Below are 17,933 nucleotides of genomic sequence, written 5' to 3'. Positions count from 1 at the left end.
AGAAAATGCCGGATCAGCCCTCACATCCCATGCCGCCTCAGTAACTTGTCATAAGTCCCATCCGCCTTCATCGCTTCAATCGCTCGATCAAACCCGGCGATGATCTGCTCACGCTGCGGATTTTTCAGGCTGACCAATATATGCAGGCTGTTCTCGCTCAGCGGCCGGGACAGAAACTCTACCGAGTTACGTACCTTGGTCGATTCCCGCGCCAAATAATATTTCGCCACATACTCGTCTTCCAGGGTCAGCTTGACCCGATCCGCCGCGAGCATGCGCACGCCCATGGCGAAATTATGCACAGGCACTTTCTGCATCGCAGTGTCGGCGTCGAACGGTGCCGAATAGGCATAACCGCGCACCACCGCAATCGGATAGGTGTGCAGTTGCTTCAAGTTGTCGTAATCGACCGGGGTGTCTTTGCGCTTGAGGAAGCGAATACGGTTGATCAGATACTCACCGGAGAACTGACCAATCTGCGTGCGCTCTTCGTTGTACCAGGCATTGACCAGCACGTCGTAGCGCCCTTCGCCAATCCCCAGCAACGCTCGCGCCCAGGGCACTTGCTCGTAACCGCTGGCATAACCGGCCCGAGCCAGGGCAGTGCTGACAATGTCGGTGGCCAGTCCGCCATTCATCAGCGCGTCATCGGTAAAGGGCGGCCAGTGATCAAACACCAGCCGCAACTTCTGCGCTGCAGCGCTCTGGCCGAGCAGCAGCAATCCGATCAAAGCAACGACTTGAAGCAATCGCGGCATGCTTGAACATCCTCAGCGGGCAACCGCCCGACGTGTCTTCACGTCAAAACCCAAGGCCCCTTACCGGCAAAACCCAAGCATTGAACATTAGCTCATACAAGCCAGTGCACACTGCTCACCAGCAGAGTACACAAAGTGGCAGCCGCCGCGCGAAAGGAATGATGGCATTTTGACCTTTATCACAGACTGTTACGCCATGCAGACATACGGAGCAGGTGCGCTTAGTATCGGGCGACATGTTCAAGGAATCAGAAAATGACAATCGAGTGGATCTGCAAGCATCACAGCGACCTGGGCAAAGAGCAGTTATATGCGCTGTTGAAGCTGCGCTCGGACGTGTTCGTGGTTGAACAAAAATGCGCTTATCCGGATCTCGACGGACAGGATCTCGACGGCGATACCCACCACCTGATGGGCTGGGAGAATGATCAGCTAATGGCGTATCTGCGCCTGCTGGATCCGGAATCCCAGGGCGGCGACGTGGTAATCGGTCGCGTGATCACGGCGCCGGCCGGTCGCGGCAAAGGGGTCGGCCACGAGATGATGGAGCAAGCGCTGAAACAGGCCGAGAAGCATTGGCCGCACATGCCGATTTATCTGTCCGCGCAGGCCCATTTGCAGGGGTATTACGGAAAGTACGGGTTTGAGGTGGCGGGTGAGGAATACCTGGAGGATGGCATTCCGCACATCGGTATGCGTCGTCCTTGAAGGCCTCATCGCTGGCAAGCCAGCTCCCACAGGGATCAAACGCACAGTTTTTTTGGATCACCTAATAACCTGTGGGAGCTGGCTTGCCAGCGATGGCGTCAGCACAGGCGCCGCAACGCTCAGGGATACTCAAGCACAGCCTTGATCTGCCGCAGATTTCGTTCGATCCACCCCCGGTCAATCGCTCCCCACTCGCGAATGCGATAGCGCCCCGCGTGGTTGCGCGCACCCTCTTCCTGCTCGAACTCACAGACGATATCCAGATCGGCCAACGCGGCAATCGTGTCCTGCGCCGTGCGCCGGGGCATGCCGGTGACTTCGGTTAATGCCGGGACACTGGCGGCCAGGCCGCTGTCGATCAGATAGGCCACGTACAAACGGCGGTAGAAACTGCTTTTGGTCTTGCTGACGTCCATCCACACCTTCCTGATTGGTTAAGCCTGCATATCCCGCCACGTCAGGTACACGCGCAGATCGAACTCGATCTGGTGGTACCCCGGCAGCATGTGCTCGCACAACTTATAGAACGCCTTGTTGTGGTCCGATTCCTTGAAGTGCGCCAGTTCGTGCACCACGATCATCTTCAGAAAGTCCGGCGCGGCCTCCTTGAACAGCGAAGCAATGCGGATTTCCTTGTTGGCCTTGAGCTTGCCGCCCTGCACCCGCGAAACCGTAGTGTGCAGACCGAGCGCTCGGTGGGTAAGGTCGAGGCGGTTGTCGAACAGCACCTTGTCGATCGCCGGGGCGTTGCGCATGTACTGCTGTTTAAGGTCCAGCGCGTAGCCGTACAACGCCTTGTCGCTCTGCACGTCGTGTCGCCCCGAATAACGTTGATCCAGATAGTCACCCAGACGCCCCTCGGCGATCAGCTGGCGCACCTGATCCTGCAAACGCTCGGGGTAGGCCTGAAGGTACTTCAACACAGTCATGGACGGGCAACACGGTTCAAAAAAGGTGCGCCAGTGTAGCGAATTCAACCCGCCAGTGCGCTCCAGTCGAACGGCTCGGCGAAGCTGGCAACGTCCTCGGCGACCAACGGCCGCGCCACCAGGAAGCCTTGCACATACTCGCAGCCGTGGGCTTGCAGCCACTGGTATTGCTCGACGGTTTCCACCCCTTCGGCGATTACTAGCAGGCCGTATTGCTTGCACAGGTCTATGACCATGCGCACGAGCGCAGCGTCGCGGGGCGAGTCCGGCAGGCGCGCAATGAGATGGCGGTCGAGTTTCAGCGTGTCCAGTTCCAGATCGCGCAGATGTGCCAGCGAACACAATCCGGAACCGAAGTCGTCCAGCGCCACCCGAACCCCGAGATTGCGCAACAGACGTAACTGTTTGCGGGTTTCATCCGGGTTTTGCATCAAGGCTTCTTCGGTGACCTCGACTTCCAGCTGCCAGGGCTGCAAGTCATGGCGCTCCATGACCTGGCGTAGTTCAGTGGCCAGATTCGGCAGACCGAACTGGGTATTGCTCAAGCTCAACCCCAACACCAGATCGTCGGCGAACAGCGCTTCCCACGCTTTGCGCTGGCCGGCGCCACGGTGATAGATCCAGCTGCCGAGGCGACTGATCAATCGCGCCTCTTCCAGCAACGGCAGAAACAGCCCCGGCGGCACATCGCCCACGCTCGGATGCTGCCAGCGCAGCAGCGCTTCGAAACCACGGATCTGCCCGCTGCCGGTCGCCACCTGCGGCTGATAGACCAGATTGAAATCGCGGTTCTCAATGGCGTTGCGCACGCTGTCTTCAAGCATCAAACGCGAGCGTGCGCGGCCGTTCATTTCCGGGTCGTAGAAGCGATACTGCTGACGCCCGGCGCGCTTGGCTTCGTACATGGCAATGTCCGAGGCCCGCAGTAAACCGTCAAGGTTGCGGCCACAATCGGGGTAGGTCGCAATGCCGATACTCGCGCCGAGGACGATATCCAGTCCTTCGATCTGCTGACAGATCGATACCCGTTCGATGAGTTTCTCTGCGATCTTCGCCGCCTGCTCTGGAAACTCCAGATCCAGCAGCGCAGTGAATTCATCACCGCCCATGCGCGCGAGAATATCGAACGGTCGCAGGCACGCCTTCAATTGCTCGGAGACCCAACGCAACACGCGGTCACCCGCATCATGACCGAGGGAGTCGTTGACCCGCTTGAAGCCGTCGAGGTCCAGATAGAGCAAGACCCAACTGCTGTCACTGCGTTCGCCGCGCAACAGCAGGTTCTCCACGGTCTGGTAGAAACCGCGACGGTTGAGCAAACCGGTCAGCGGATCGGTCACTGCCTGAAACTCCAATTGCTGGTGCAAATGGCGCACCACCGACATGTCCAGCACGGTCACCACCATCGCATGCTGCTCGCTGGGCAAAGGCGCGCACGACAACGCCACCGGTACTTGCTGACCGGGCGCTGTACGCAACAGCGCATCATGCAGGCGCAGGGTTTCGCCGCGTCGGTAGCCAACGTAAAACTCGGAATCAGCCCACAGCGCAATGTGTGGCTTCTGCAGGTAATCGAGAAATTCCTTGCCTTGAAGCTCCTTCACCGGCGCGTTAAGCAAGCGTGAAATCGCCGGATTGGCAAAGCGGATCACGCCGTCCTCACTCAACACCAGGATGCCCTCGGCGGCGTTATCCAGCACCGAGGCATTGAAGGCTCGCGCCACTTCCAGATCATGACTCAGACGCTGCAATGCACGGCGATTGCGCTGATGTTCGAGCAACGCCTGCACTTTGGGTTTGAGGATTTGCGGGTCGAACGGCTTGAACAGGTAGTCCACCGCGCCACTGGCATAGCCCTTGATGACCGCGTCCTGGGATTGCTCGTTGGCGGTGAGGAAAATAATCGGCGTCAAACGCGTGCGCTGGCTGCCGCGCATGAGCCGCGCGACCTCGAAACCGTCCATCCCGGGCATCTGCACATCGAGCAGGACCAGATCGATATCGTGCTCGAGTAAAAGGTTGAGCGCCTCGAAACCGGAGGCGGCGGTCATCACGTGCCAATCCTGTCGCTGCAGCAACGCACGCATGCTGATCAGGTTTTCGGGGTAATCATCGACGATCAATAGGACCGAGTTGCCTTCACCTGGCTGGGGTTGCGCGCATTCCATGCTGCTTCTCTTATCGGGACCGGTTGCCGGCAAAAACCATAGACGTACTGAGCCTTCACTCTAGTCGCGGATGCCTGAAAGCAGAAGGTGTCATCAAGCCATCATTTCGCCAATGTTCCGTTGAGCCGACTAACGGTCACCGCTGCAGGCCCCGAAAACCGGGAAGGATGGCATTTCGACAGGATGTTGACGTCAATGAACCGCCGGACGGGCATTAACAAAATTAGCCGCTACGCTTATAAAGGCGCCCCGAAAAGGCGCGGGCTAGAGCTTCTGGCACCTGCGTTCAGGATGAATCGAGTGGAAGAACCGACATGATCGATCTAGCAACCTGGAACCTCAGCGTTCCCGTTGGCAGCCCGCCGTACACCGTCGAAACCGAAAAACTGGTGAACGGCTTCAAGGATCAATACTTCCATTCCGACACCGGCACCCTGTTCTTCTGGTCCCCGGTGACCGGGTCAAAAACCGCAAACGCCGTCTACCCGCGCACCGAACTGCGCGAAACCTACAGCAACGGCACCCTGCGCAACTGGTATTACCCGGACGCCGACAACCTGCTGCGCGCCACCCTCACCGTGAACAAGGTGCCCAGCTCCGGGAAGATCGTCATCGGCCAGATTCATGCGTACGAGAGCCAGCGGCCGATGGTCAAACTCGAGTACCAGTACAAGACCAAAACCGAGACCGGCAACCTGGTGATCAAGGTGCGCATGCGCCCCGATGACAAGGAAAGCCGCGTGATCACCCTGGCCACCGGCATCAAGCTCGATCGCGAATTCAACTACCTCATCCACTTGAGTCCCGGCGGTGCGTTGGGTGTTAGTGCGGCGGGTTATCAGTGGGATTCACAGATCAGCGCAACCTGGCGCGACAAGCCGCTGTACTTCAAGGCCGGGGTTTATGTGCAGGACAACACGGGATACACCAGTGAGGGTGGGCAGGTGAGCTTTTCCAAACTGGACATTGATCACGATAAATAGCTACCTGCCAACGATGACGAAATGGCAAACAATCCATAATTTGCGGGCCGCATTCGCTCGATTTGCAGGAGTGAGCCTGCTCGCAATGGCGGTGTTTCACTCTCAGGCAATGGATAAAATGTTCCGTATACGCTACTTTCAACGATCAATGTCACGGTAGCGGAACATGGATTACGCATTATTAACCACTCGTCTCGGCACCCAGCTTCGCGAAAAACGCCTGAATCGCGGCCTGACCCAAGCGCAGCTCGCCCACCTCGCGGGACTGACGCGGCACAAAGTCATGGCAGTAGAGAAAGGCGCGCTTTCCATCGGCATGATTGCCTACGCAAGGGTGTTGGGTGCGCTGGATTGCGAACTCACCGTGGTTCCAGCGGCGATGCCGACCCTCGAAGAGCTTGGGGATATCTTCAAATGAAAAAGACTTCCCTCAAAGTCAGCACGCCTGAAGGCTACAGCGGCAGGCTTTTCAGCGATGCCGATGATTTCACCTACCGCTATCACGATGATGCACTGCCGGAAACAGCGATCAGTTTGACGATGCCGGTACGCCATGAAGAGCTTCGACGACGCGAACTCCACCCGATTTTTCAAATGAATCTGCCCGAAGGCTATCTGCTTGAGCAACTGCGCAATCGGCTGGCCAAGACGGTAAATGTGGACCCCATGCTGTTGCTGGCGCTTTCCGGCAGTACCTCGCCGATCGGCAGGATTCAAGTGCGCTCTGAAACGGTTGACGCTCTACTGGAGGATCAACAATTCCCCGGAGAAAATCTTCAGGAGATTCTGACTTGGGACGGGACCGAGGACATCTTCAATGACATCCTCGACCGTTACATTCTGCGCGCAGGCATTTCAGGCGTTCAGCCAAAGGTTTTGGTGCCGGAACGCCAGAATGTCGAACTGCTGCGAGTGACTACTAAAACGTCGGACTTGATTATCAAAAGCGGGCGAGACGAGTATCCGGGCCTCGCAATTAATGAATTCCTTTGCATGTCCATGGCGAAGGAAGCGGGAATTCCTGTACCGCCCTTCTACCTTTCCGATAACACCAAGCTATTCGTTATGCGTCGCTTTGACCGCGACGACCTGCTTGACCCGATTGGTTTCGAAGACATGGCCGTGTTGATGGGGCTATCGGCCAGTCAGAAATACAGCAAGAGTTACGCGGCAATCGCCAAGGCCATATGCCTGTTCTGCCCGCCCGAGAATCGACGCTCATCCCTTGCCCAACTATTCGACAGCGTTGCCCTGAGCTGCATTGTCGGGAATGGTGATGCTCATTTGAAAAATTTCGGGCTGCTCTACTCCAATCCCACGCACGGTGATGCACGCCTGGCGCCGGCTTACGACATCGTCAACACAACCGCTTATATCCCGGAAGATGTTCTGGCGTTGGATCTGGCAGGCAACAAATCAATGTTTGCCTCTCGACAAGGACTGCTGGAGTTTGCGCACACCTGTGAGGTCGAGCGTCCCACAGAGCGAATTCAGCGACTGCTTGCCTCGGTCGAAGCGGTACTTGAACGCCATTCTCAATTTCGAGAAGAGGCGCCGGATGTTATGCGCGCAATAGAACAATCGTCAGCGCCGTTCAACCTGTCCTTTGGATAACTTTCTGCAAGCTTCCTTAGACCGATTCTGTTATCGACGATCGCCAGCATCACGCCCTCCTCCATTCAGCGAAACCAAAGGGTGATCGCTTCAAATACAAAAAAACCCGCCTCACGGCGGGTTTCTTTTTAATCAGCTCAACGCTCAGGCTCAATTCACCTTGGCGTTCAACTCACCCTTCAGATAACGCTGATACATCGCTTCCAGCGAGATCGGCTTGATCTTCGAAGCATTGCCGGCAGTGCCGAATGCTTCATAACGCGCGATGCACACGTCGCGCATTGCGGTCACAGTCGCGCCGAAGAATTTACGTGGGTCGAATTCGCTCGGGTTGGTGGCCATCAGGCGACGCATCGCACCGGTGGAGGCCAGGCGCAGGTCGGTGTCGATGTTGACCTTGCGCACGCCGTGCTTGATGCCTTCGACGATTTCTTCAACCGGTACGCCGTAGGTTTCTTTGATGTCGCCGCCGTACTGGTTGATGATCGCCAGCCACTCTTGTGGCACCGAGGACGAGCCGTGCATGACCAAGTGGGTGTTCGGGATGCGCTTGTGGATTTCCTTGATGCGGTCGATCGCCAGCACGTCGCCGGTAGGAGGCTTGGTGAACTTGTAGGCGCCGTGGCTGGTGCCGATGGCGATGGCCAGGGCATCGACCTGAGTACGTTTAACGAAGTCAGCGGCTTCTTCCGGGTCGGTCAGCATCTGGCTGTGATCCAGAACGCCTTCGGCGCCGATGCCGTCTTCTTCACCGGCCATGCCGGTTTCCAGCGAACCCAGGCAGCCCAGCTCGCCTTCCACCGATACGCCGCAGGCGTGAGCCATGGCCACGGTCTGCTGAGTGACGCGGACGTTGTAGTCGTAGTCGGTCGGGGTCTTGCCATCTTCGCCGAGGGAGCCGTCCATCATCACCGAGCTGAAGCCCAGCTGGATCGAGCGCTGGCAGACGTCAGGGCTCGTGCCGTGGTCCTGGTGCATGCACACCGGGATATGCGGGAACTCTTCGATTGCGGCCAGGATCAGGTGACGCAGGAATGGCGCGCCGGCATATTTACGGGCGCCCGCCGAAGCCTGGACGATCACCGGGGAGTCAGTCTTGTCAGCGGCTTCCATGATGGCGCGCATCTGCTCAAGGTTGTTGACGTTGAAGGCTGGAACGCCGTAGCCGAACTCGGCTGCGTGGTCCAGCATCTGGCGCATGCTGATAAGTGCCATTGTTTGTGTCTCTCCCGGTTGAGGGTCGTTAATCGTGCCAGCCTGCCGGAGCGGCGGCGGCTATTCAAGTAGTTGCAGATCGGGGGTTGAGGCCCGGTCTGGTGATTCGGTGTTACCAAAATCCTGTGAACAACAGAGAACCCCAGTGGGAGCGAGCCTGCTCGCGAAAGCTACCTTGCAGTCGCTGATGCAGTGCCTGTCAGACCGATTTCGCGAGCAGGCTCGCTCCGACATTAGATCTGTGGTGTGTCAATTACTGCACCTTGCAGCCGCGACCAATCAGGTCATTGGTGGCGACCCAGTACACCAGGCCTTCGTCACCCTTGACGTGAAACGCCAGCATGCCGTCGCTGTACAACGCGCCAGAGGCGCCCGGTTCTTCTTTCAGGCGATAGACCTGGTCACCGCCGCCCAGTCGAACATCGACTTCCTTCTGGTCGGCATCGGCGTAACGCCACAACACCTTGGCCTGGCTGTCGCAGGTCCAGGTCGTCCAGCTATCCGCCGGGGCGGAGGACTGAAACAGGTTCAACTGCGCGCAACCGCCCAACAATGCCAACGCCGCAATGGCGATCAAGCCTTTCATCCGTGTTCCTCGGCTGACAGCGCATGCCGCCAGCCCTGAGTTAAGAGTCAGACCCGTCAAGGGCAACCATGTTCCTTGGCCGGGGTTTGCGTCTCGTATTTGTCCAGACCGTCCGGCCCGGAACGCTTGTTCAGCACCGGGTTGGTTTCGGCCTGCCAGTCGGCCTGATAACAGCCCTTCTGCGGCGCGCCGGGTGCCGGTGTCGCCTCGGCCTTCGGATTACTCCCGCAGGCCGCCAGCGTACCGGTCAGCAACAACAGCGCTAACGACTTGACCATGTGAACACTCCTTTGCCTGGCCAAACGGGCGGCCTCAGGCCTTGGCCCGGCTTTCCAGGACTTCAACGGCCGGCAGCACCTTGCCTTCGACGAATTCGAGGAACGCGCCACCGCCGGTAGAAATGTAGGAGATTTGCTCGGCCACGCCATATTTATCGATAGCGGCCAGAGTATCGCCGCCGCCCGCGATGGAGAACGCCGAGCTTTCTGCGATGGCTTGGGCCAGCACCTTGGTGCCGTTGCCGAACTGATCGAATTCGAACACGCCCACCGGGCCGTTCCACAGAATGGTTCTCGACGATTTCAGCAATTCAGCGAAGTTCGCTGCGGTTTGCGGGCCGATGTCCAGAATCATGTCATCGGCAGCAACGTCAGCGATCAGCTTCACGGTGGCTTCGGCGCTCTCGGCGAATTCCTTGGCGACCACTACGTCAACCGGCAGCGGTACGCTGACTTTAGCGGCGATAGCGCGCGCTGTGTCGAGCAGATCCGGTTCGTACAACGATTTGCCGACCGGGTGACCGGCCGCCGCGAGGAAGGTGTTGGCAATGCCGCCGCCGACGATCAGTTGATCGCAGATCTGGCTCAGGCTGTTCAGCACGTCGAGCTTGGTCGACACCTTGGAACCGGCAACGATGGCGGCCATCGGCTTGGCCGGCGCACCCAGGGCTTTGCCCAGCGCGTCCAGTTCAGCGGCCAGCAACGGGCCAGCAGCAGCGACTTTGGCGAACTTGGCCACGCCATGGGTCGAACCCTCAGCGCGGTGAGCGGTGCCGAAGGCGTCCATCACGAACACGTCGCAGAGGGCGGCGTATTGCTGGGCCAGTTCGTCGGCGTTCTTTTTCTCGCCCTTGTTGAAGCGCACGTTCTCGAACAGCACGATGTCGCCAGCCTTGACGTCAACGCCGCCCAGGTAGTCAGCCACCAGCGGCACTTCACGGCCCAGGGCCTTGCTCAGGTAGTCGGCGACAGGCTTGAGGCTGTTCTCGGCAGAGAATTCACCTTCGGTTGGACGGCCAAGGTGCGAGCAAACCATGACGGCCGCACCTTTTTCCAACGCCAGCTTGATGGTCGGCAGCGAAGCCAGGATTCGCGCATCGCTGGTGACAACACCATCCTTGACGGGGACGTTGAGGTCTTCGCGGATCAATACGCGCTTACCTTGCAGATCGAGGTCGGACATCTTCAACACGGTCATGGGTCGCATTTCCTACGGTTTTTTTGAAGTTGCTGTTTGCAGATAGTGCTCTGCAACGTCCAGCATTCGGTTGGCAAAACCCCATTCGTTGTCGAACCAGGCCAGGATGTTCACCAGCCGAGGGCCGGAAACACGGGTCTGACTGGCATCGACGATGGCCGAATGTGGGTCATGGTTGAAATCGCAACTGGCGTGCGGCAACTCGGTGTAGGCCAAAAGACCTTTGAGCGGGCCGCTGGTGGCGGCTTCGCGCAGGATCCGGTTGACCTCATTGGCGTCGGTCGCGGTGGCGGTCTGCATCGTGATGTCGAGGCAGGACACGTTGACGGTCGGCACACGCACGGCTTTGGCCTGAATTCGTCCGGCAAGTTCCGGCAGCAGGCGCTCGATACCGCGCGCCAGACCAGTGGACACCGGGATGACCGACTGGAACGCCGAGCGGGTGCGGCGCAGGTCTTCATCGTGATAAGCATCGATGACCGGCTGATCGTTCATCGCCGAGTGAATGGTGGTGATCGACACGTAATCCAGGCCGATCGCCTTGTCGAGCAGGCGCAACAGCGGCACGCCGCAGTTGGTCGTGCAGGAGGCGTTGGACACCAGCAGTTCGTCGCCGGTCAGGCAATGCTGATTGACGCCGTAAACAATGGTCGCGTCGACATCCGCCTCGCTGGCCATCGGCTGCGAGAACAGCACACGTGGCGCGCCAGCGTCGAGAAAACGCTGGCCGTCAGCACGGGTGTGATAGGCGCCTGAACATTCCAGCACCAGATCGACGCCAAGGGACGCCCAATCGATGCCTTCGGGGGTGGCGCTGCGCAAAACTTTCACGCACTCGCCATTGATAAGCAGACAGTCGCCTTCGATCCGCACTTCGCCGGGGAAACGGCCGTGGGTGGAGTCGAAGCGTGTCAGGTATTCGATGCTGGCCATGTCGGCCAGATCGTTGATTGCGACAATTTCAAACCCGGCGTTCTCGCCTCGCTCGAACAACGCCCGCAAGACGCAACGACCAATGCGGCCGTAGCCGTTGAGTGCAACTTTGTAGGGACGCGGTTGAGGCATGGGGTTCTCGATTACCGTGGTGAATCATGCAGTGCGATGTTGCCTGAACCAACGCTTTCGCGAGCAGGCTCGTTCCCACAGGGAAATGCATTCCAATGTGGGAGCGAGCCTGCTCGCGAAGGCGTCAGCCCGGACAACACAACTGTCAGATTTAGTCTTCCAGCAGTTCTTCAGCCTGACCCAGGATGTTTTCCAGTGTGAAGCCGAACTCTTCGAACAACGCCGAAGCCGGAGCCGATTCACCGTAAGTGGTCATGCCGATCACGCGACCTTCCAGGCCCACGTACTTGAACCAGAAGTCGGCGTGCGCCGCTTCGATCGCGATACGTGCGCTAACCTGCAGCGGCAGAACCGACTGCTTGTAGCCAGCGTCCTGAGCGTCGAACACGCTGGTGCATGGCATGGAAACCACGCGCACCTTGCGGCCCTGTTCGGTCAGCTTGTCGAAAGCCTGAACCGCCAGACCGACTTCCGAACCGGTTGCGATCAGGATCAGCTCAGGCTCGCCTGCGCAGTCCTTGAGCACATAGCCACCGCGGCTGATGTCGGCGATCTGGCCAGCATCGCGGGTCTGATGCTGCAGATTCTGCCGCGAGAAGATCAGCGCCGACGGGCCGTCCTTGCGCTCCAGAGCGTTTTTCCAGGCCACCGCCGATTCCACGGCATCGGCCGGGCGCCAGGTGTCCAGGTTCGGCGTGGTGCGCAGGCTGGTCAGTTGCTCGATCGGCTGGTGCGTCGGGCCGTCTTCGCCCAGACCGATGGAGTCGTGGGTGTAGACATGGATAACGCGCTTTTTCATCAGCGCCGACATGCGCACCGCGTTGCGGGCGTATTCCATGAACATCAGGAAGGTCGCGCCGTAAGGCACCAGACCGCCGTGCAGGGTGACGCCGTTCATGATCGCGGTCATGCCGAATTCGCGCACGCCGTAGTACATGTAGTTGCCGCTGGCATCTTCAGCGTTGACGCCCTTGCAACCTTTCCACAGGGTCAGGTTGGAACCGGCCAGGTCAGCCGAACCGCCGAGCAGTTCCGGCAGCAGCGGGCCGAACGCGTTCAGGGTGTTCTGGCTGGCTTTGCGGCTGGCGATGGTTTCGCCTTTTTCAGCGACTTCGGCAATGTAGGCCGAGGCTTTTTCGGAGAAGTCGGCCGGCAACTCACCGCTCAGACGACGGACCAGCTCGTTGGCTTCGGTCGGGAACGCAGCGGAGTAAGCGGCGAAGCGCTGATCCCACTCGGCTTCAACAGCGCGGCCAGCTTCCCTGGCATCCCATTCGGCATAGATGTCGGCCGGAATTTCGAACGGGCCGTGATTCCAGTTCAGCGCCTTACGAGTCAGGGCGATTTCGGCGTCGCCCAGCGGGGCACCGTGGCAGTCTTCCTTGCCTTGCTTGTTCGGCGAACCGAAACCGATGGTGGTCTTGCAGCAGATGAGCGTCGGCTGCGCGCTCTTGCGAGCGGTTTCGATGGCGGTCTTTATTTCTTCCGGATCGTGACCGTCGACGTTGCGGATCACCTGCCAGTTGTAAGCTTCGAAACGCTTCGGCGTGTCATCGGTGAACCAGCCTTCAACTTCGCCATCAATAGAGATGCCGTTGTCATCGTAGAAGGCGATCAGCTTGCCCAGGCCCAGAGTGCCGGCCAGCGACGCAACTTCGTGGGAAATGCCTTCCATCATGCAGCCATCACCGAGGAACACATAGGTGTGGTGGTCGACGATGTCGTGGCCTGGACGGTTGAACTGCGCCGCCAGGACTTTTTCCGCCAAGGCGAAGCCCACAGCGTTGGCCAGACCCTGACCCAGCGGGCCGGTGGTGGTTTCAACGCCCGGGGTGTAGCCGAATTCCGGGTGGCCCGGGGTGCGGCTGTGCAGTTGACGGAACTGCTTGAGGTCGTCGATCGACAGGTCGTAACCGGTCAGGTGCAGCAGCGAGTAGATCAACATCGAGCCGTGGCCGTTGGACAGTACAAAGCGGTCACGGTCGGCGAAGGATGGATTGCTTGGGTTGTGCTTGAGGTAGTCGCGCCAAAGCACTTCGGCGATATCTGCCATACCCATGGGGGCACCGGGATGGCCGCTGTTGGCTTTTTGCACGGCATCCATGCTGAGGGCACGAATGGCGTTGGCACGCTCACGACGGCTAGGCATCGCTGATCTCCTGGGTGTGAATAGATTGAAACGGAAAAAAGGAGGGCATTTTCCCTCACCCATGCGCCTCGGGGCAATGACAGATAGTCATCCAGAGGCGTTTTTCCAATTGATAACACCGGTTTCACCGGGTGAAACCTTTCCGCTATTCGTTTCTAGAGTTGGCGACCTCAGGGGAAGTGCCATTTATCGAGCAATATCAAAACTTTTTGATATTGCTCTTGCGATGCATTCCACCCGTCTCTAGACTGCCAGCCCTATGAACTTACGCGTGCCTTCCATTCGCCATGACGATTGCGACGAGCTGGCGGCCCTGTGCAAGGCCGGCGGCGATCCGCTGCGGTTGAATGTATTGCGCGCGCTGGCCAATGATTCGTTCGGCGTGCTGGAGCTGGCGCAGATTTTCGGCATTGGCCAATCGGGCATGAGTCATCACCTTAAAGTGCTGGCGCAAGCCGATCTGGTGGCGACCCGCCGCGAAGGCAATGCGATTTTTTATCGCCGCGCCCTGCCCCACACCGAGTTGCTGGGTGGCAAGCTGCACGCGGCGCTGTTAGAAGAAGTCGACAATCTGGCCCTGCCGGATGACGTGCAAGCGCGGATCGAACAGGTCCACGGGCAACGCGCCGCCGCCAGCCAGGACTTCTTCGCCCGGGTCGCGGAGAAATTCCGCGCCCAGCAGGATTTGATCGCGGGCCTGCCGCAGTACCGCGACAGCGTGCTGGCCCTGCTCGACAAGTTGACTTTCAATGGTGCTGCCACAGCCATCGAAGTCGGCCCCGGTGACGGCGCTTTTCTGCCGGAACTGGCGCGCCGCTTCCATGCCGTGACCGCGCTGGACAACAGCCCGGCGATGCTCGAACTGGCGCGCCAGGTATGCGAACGTGAACAGCTGGCTAACGTCAGCCTGCAATTGGCCGATGCATTGAACGGCAGCAGCCTTCGGGCCGATTGCGTGGTGTTGAACATGGTGCTGCACCATTTCGCCGCCCCGGCCGATGCACTCAGGCACATGGCCGATTTGCTGCAACCGGGCGGTAGTTTGCTCGTGACAGAGTTATGTAGCCACAACCAGAGTTGGGCCAGGGAGGCCTGCGGTGATCTTTGGTTGGGGTTTGAACAGGACGATCTGGCCCGTTGGGCCACCGCTGCGGGACTCGTTCCCGGGGAAAGCCTCTATGTAGGCTTACGTAATGGTTTCCAGATCCAGGTTCGCCACTTTCAGCGACCGGCTGGCGACACTCACCATCGGTAATTTCAGGAAAACATCGAGATGAGCGAATACTCCCTCTTCACCTCCGAGTCCGTGTCTGAAGGACATCCGGACAAAATCGCCGACCAGATTTCCGATGCGGTGCTGGACGCCATTATTGCCCAGGACAAACACGCTCGCGTGGCGGTGGAAACCCTGGTCAAGACCGGCGTGGCCATCGTTGCCGGTGAAGTGACCACCAGCGCCTGGGTCGACCTGGAGCAGATCGTTCGTGACGTGATTTGCGACATCGGCTACACCAGTTCCGAAGTCGGCTTCGACGGCGCGACTTGCGGCGTGATGAACATCATCGGCAAGCAGTCCCCGGACATCAACCAGGGCGTTGACCGTGCCAAGCCTGAAGATCAAGGCGCCGGCGACCAGGGCCTGATGTTCGGTTATGCCAGCAACGAAACCGACGTTTTGATGCCTGCACCGATCACCTTCTCCCACCAACTGGTTCAGCGCCAGGCCGAAGCCCGCAAGTCGGGCCTGCTGCCCTGGCTGCGTCCGGACGCCAAGTCGCAAGTGACTTGCCGTTACGAAGGCGGCAAGGTTGTCGGTATCGATGCGGTTGTTCTGTCGACCCAGCACAACCCTGAAGTGTCGTACAAAGACCTGCGCGAAGGCGTGATGGAGCTGATCGTCAAGCACGTGCTGCCTGCCGAGCTGCTGAGCAAAGACACTCAGTTCCACATCAACCCGACCGGCCAGTTCATCATCGGCGGCCCGGTGGGTGACTGCGGTCTGACCGGTCGCAAGATCATCGTCGACAGCTACGGCGGCATGGCCCGTCACGGCGGCGGCGCGTTCTCCGGCAAGGATCCATCGAAGGTTGACCGCTCGGCCGCCTACGCTGGCCGTTACGTTGCCAAGAATATCGTCGCTGCCGGCCTGGCCGAGCGTTGCGAGATTCAGGTTTCCTACGCGATCGGTGTGGCTCAGCCTACGTCGATCTCGCTGAACACCTTCGGCACCGGCAAAATCAGCGATGACAAGATCGTCAAGCTGGTACGTGAAGTGTTCGACCTGCGTCCATACGCCATCACCACCATGCTCGACCTACTGCACCCGATGTACCAGGAAACTGCAGCCTACGGCCACTTCGGCCGTGCACCGCAGACCAAGACTGTTGGCGAAGACACCTTCACCACGTTCACCTGGGAAAAAACCGACCGCGCCGACGCCCTGCGTTCTGCTGCCGGCCTGTAATTCCGGGTTGCAAAAAAGCCCCGCAGGGTTCGCGCCGTGCGGGGTTTTTTTATGGTTTGAGCATGCCGCAACACCTCGCAAAACACCCGCCCCGCCTCGCTCGAAATCCTGACTAGCCTTCAGGGTTCCCCATGAGCAAGGACGCTCACCATGCGTTTTTATCTTCTGCTTTTAATCAGCTCCATCAGCCTCGCCAGTCACGCTTCCCAATGCCCGGACTGGCCAGACACTCAGGCAAAAAACGAAATCACTGCCCTGCAAAAACAGATCGACCAATGGGACGAGGCCTACCACCGCGAAGGTCGTTCATTGATTGCCGACGAACTCTATGACCAATCCCTGTTACGGCTGAGCAAATGGCGCAACTGCTTTAAGCAGCCCTCATCGTCGCCGCCATTGCGCACAGCGTCAGGCGTCGTCCCCCACCCCATCGCCCACACAGGCCTGGACAAGCTCCATCAAACCGAAGACGTTGCCACCTGGCTGCGTGATCGCCAGGACGTTTGGGTGCAGCCCAAAGTTGACGGCGTTGCCGTCACGCTGATCTACCGACAGGGAATACTGCAGCAAGCCATCAGTCGCGGTGACGGTGCCAGCGGCCAGGACTGGACGGCGTCGGCGCGCAGGATCGCGGCCATTCCACAGCGGCTGACGCAGCCAGCCGACCTGCTGGTGCAGGGCGAACTCTATTGGCGATTGAACGCCCATGTGCAAGCGCAATCCGGCAGCGTCAATGCCCGTGCGACGGTGGCCGGGCTGATGGGGCGAAAATCGCTCGCTGCCGAAGAAGCAGCGGGGATCGGTTTGTTTGTCTGGGACTGGCCGCAAGATGCTTCGGATCTGCCTGCACGGTTGTCCGCGCTGGCGGCGTTGGGGTTCGACACGATTGAACCGTACACCCATCCGGTCAGTCATTTTGGCGATGCGCAAAAATGGCGCGAACACTGGTATCACTCGCCCCTGCCCTTTGCCAGCGACGGCGTGGTGTTGCGTCAGAGCCAGCGCCCACCCGCCGAGCGCTGGCAGGCCCGCGCGCCCTATTGGGCGATCGCCTGGAAATATCCTTTCGCACAGGCATTGGCCGAGGTGCGCAAGGTCAACTTCAAGATTGGCCGCACCGGACGTATCACGCCAGTACTCGAACTGGCGCCGGTCAAACTCGACGACCGGGAAATCAAACGGGTCAGCGTCAGCTCGCTCAAGCGCTGGCAGACACTCGATATACGACCCCACGATCAGGTGGCAATCAGCCTGGCCGGGCTAACGATCCCGCGACTGGACGGGGTCGTACTTCGCACCCGCGAACGGGCAGAAATCAATATCCCCAACGCCAGCGACTACCACGCCTTGAGCTGCTGGCAACCCACCCCCAGCTGTGAAAGCCAGTTTCTCGCTCGCCTGACCTGGCTCAGTGGCAAGCAGGGCCTGGCAATGCCAAATGTCGGTCGCGGCACCTGGGAGAAACTTTTCGAAACAGGCCGTGTGAACAACCTGCTGGATTGGCTGACCCTGGACGCGTCAGAGCTTGCTAACATTGCCGGCTTCGGCGAGCGCAGCAGCGCGCGTCTGATCGACAGTTTTCAACGCGCACGGCAACGGCCGTTCGCTCAATGGTTGAAGGCGCTGGGCATGCCGCCGACCGGGCAGGCACAACTTGCCGGTTCGTGGCAGGCACTGGCACAACGCGACACTGAACAATGGCAGGCAGAGGCCGGCATCGGCCCGGGACGCGCTGCGCAACTGAGCGCATTCTTTCGCGACCCGCAGGTACTGGCATTGAGTAGCACCCTACAGGCCGCCGGCATCGACGGTTTCTGA

The 17,933-nt window shown here is 59.4% G+C and carries 17 protein-coding genes; 7 read left to right on the top strand and 10 right to left on the bottom strand.

Features of this window, described 5'->3' with window-relative positions; genetic code table 11:
• Positions 1-20 precede the first annotated feature (20 nt).
• Positions 21-758 carry a substrate-binding periplasmic protein gene (locus HU727_RS23300; protein WP_186532994.1) on the bottom strand — a complete coding sequence of 246 codons (738 nt, stop codon included), beginning with the start codon at positions 756-758 and terminating at the stop codon, positions 21-23.
• A 255-nt stretch (positions 759-1,013) separates the two neighbouring features.
• Here HU727_RS23300 and HU727_RS23295 point away from each other — a divergent pair, with 255 nt between their 5' ends.
• Entirely contained in the window at positions 1,014-1,466 is a 453-nt protein-coding gene (locus HU727_RS23295) for a GNAT family N-acetyltransferase (RefSeq protein WP_186532995.1), read from the top strand.
• A 119-nt stretch (positions 1,467-1,585) separates the two neighbouring features.
• Here HU727_RS23295 and HU727_RS23290 read toward each other — a convergent pair whose 3' ends face one another.
• The 3 genes from HU727_RS23290 to HU727_RS23280 are packed head-to-tail and all read right to left on the bottom strand — an operon-like array spanning position 1,586 to position 4,563.
• Positions 1,586-1,882, bottom strand: a complete 297-nt coding sequence (locus HU727_RS23290) for a winged helix-turn-helix domain-containing protein (RefSeq protein ID WP_102357766.1) — start codon at positions 1,880-1,882, stop codon at positions 1,586-1,588.
• A gap of 18 nt (positions 1,883-1,900) precedes the next feature.
• On the bottom strand, positions 1,901-2,395 hold the full coding sequence (locus tag HU727_RS23285; RefSeq protein ID WP_186532996.1) for a M48 metallopeptidase family protein: 495 nt from the start codon (positions 2,393-2,395) through the stop codon (positions 1,901-1,903).
• Positions 2,396-2,439: 44 nt separating this feature from the next.
• Positions 2,440-4,563: a putative bifunctional diguanylate cyclase/phosphodiesterase gene (locus HU727_RS23280; RefSeq protein WP_186532997.1), complete on the bottom strand. Its 2,124-nt coding sequence runs from the start codon at positions 4,561-4,563 to the stop codon at positions 2,440-2,442.
• A gap of 314 nt (positions 4,564-4,877) precedes the next feature.
• On the opposite strand from HU727_RS23280, the gene HU727_RS23275 reads away from it, so the two are divergent.
• The 3 genes from HU727_RS23275 to HU727_RS23265 all read left to right on the top strand — a co-directional run bounded on the left by HU727_RS23275 (position 4,878) and on the right by HU727_RS23265 (position 7,160).
• Entirely contained in the window at positions 4,878-5,546 is a 669-nt protein-coding gene (locus tag HU727_RS23275; RefSeq protein ID WP_186532998.1) for a polysaccharide lyase family 7 protein, read from the top strand.
• A 166-nt stretch (positions 5,547-5,712) separates the two neighbouring features.
• Positions 5,713-5,964, top strand: a complete 252-nt coding sequence (locus HU727_RS23270) for a helix-turn-helix domain-containing protein (protein WP_186532999.1) — start codon at positions 5,713-5,715, stop codon at positions 5,962-5,964.
• Complete coding sequence (locus tag HU727_RS23265; RefSeq protein ID WP_186533000.1) at positions 5,961-7,160, top strand: type II toxin-antitoxin system HipA family toxin; 1,200 nt, start codon at positions 5,961-5,963, stop codon at positions 7,158-7,160. Before HU727_RS23270 ends, HU727_RS23265 begins: the two co-directional genes overlap by 4 nt.
• Before the next feature lie 150 nt (positions 7,161-7,310).
• On the opposite strand, the gene fba is transcribed toward HU727_RS23265, so the two are convergent.
• The 6 genes from fba to tkt all read right to left on the bottom strand — a co-directional run bounded on the left by fba (position 7,311) and on the right by tkt (position 13,651).
• Complete coding sequence (gene fba, locus HU727_RS23260) at positions 7,311-8,375, bottom strand: class II fructose-bisphosphate aldolase (RefSeq protein WP_008081027.1); 1,065 nt, start codon at positions 8,373-8,375, stop codon at positions 7,311-7,313.
• A gap of 253 nt (positions 8,376-8,628) precedes the next feature.
• Entirely contained in the window at positions 8,629-8,961 is a 333-nt protein-coding gene (locus HU727_RS23255; protein ID WP_186533001.1) for an MliC family protein, read from the bottom strand.
• A 56-nt stretch (positions 8,962-9,017) separates the two neighbouring features.
• Positions 9,018-9,239 carry a hypothetical protein gene (locus HU727_RS23250; RefSeq protein ID WP_186533002.1) on the bottom strand — a complete coding sequence of 74 codons (222 nt, stop codon included), beginning with the start codon at positions 9,237-9,239 and terminating at the stop codon, positions 9,018-9,020.
• Between the two features lie 34 nt (positions 9,240-9,273).
• Entirely contained in the window at positions 9,274-10,437 is a 1,164-nt protein-coding gene (locus HU727_RS23245) for a phosphoglycerate kinase (RefSeq protein WP_186533003.1), read from the bottom strand.
• Positions 10,438-10,449: 12 nt separating this feature from the next.
• Positions 10,450-11,502, bottom strand: a complete 1,053-nt coding sequence (gene epd, locus HU727_RS23240; protein WP_186533004.1) for an erythrose-4-phosphate dehydrogenase — start codon at positions 11,500-11,502, stop codon at positions 10,450-10,452.
• 151 nt (positions 11,503-11,653) lie between these two features.
• Positions 11,654-13,651 carry a transketolase gene (tkt, locus tag HU727_RS23235; RefSeq protein WP_186533005.1) on the bottom strand — a complete coding sequence of 666 codons (1,998 nt, stop codon included), beginning with the start codon at positions 13,649-13,651 and terminating at the stop codon, positions 11,654-11,656.
• Between the two features lie 259 nt (positions 13,652-13,910).
• Between tkt and HU727_RS23230 the strand changes: the two genes are divergently transcribed.
• The 3 genes from HU727_RS23230 (at position 13,911) to ligB (ending at position 17,933) form a co-directional block, all read left to right on the top strand.
• The gene (locus HU727_RS23230) at positions 13,911-14,906 is read left to right on the top strand and encodes an ArsR/SmtB family transcription factor (protein WP_186533006.1); all 996 of its coding nucleotides are present in this window, start codon (positions 13,911-13,913) and stop codon (positions 14,904-14,906) included.
• An 18-nt stretch (positions 14,907-14,924) separates the two neighbouring features.
• Complete coding sequence (metK, locus tag HU727_RS23225; protein ID WP_186533007.1) at positions 14,925-16,115, top strand: methionine adenosyltransferase; 1,191 nt, start codon at positions 14,925-14,927, stop codon at positions 16,113-16,115.
• Between the two features lie 150 nt (positions 16,116-16,265).
• Positions 16,266-17,933 (top strand): NAD-dependent DNA ligase LigB, encoded by a 1,668-nt coding sequence (ligB, locus tag HU727_RS23220; protein WP_186533008.1) that lies wholly within the window; start codon positions 16,266-16,268, stop codon positions 17,931-17,933.

It is taken from the genome of Pseudomonas khorasanensis (assembly GCF_014268505.2).
GTDB classification, from domain to species: Bacteria; Pseudomonadota; Gammaproteobacteria; order Pseudomonadales; family Pseudomonadaceae; genus Aquipseudomonas; species Aquipseudomonas khorasanensis.
This window is presented reverse-complemented; position numbering and strand designations above follow the sequence as displayed.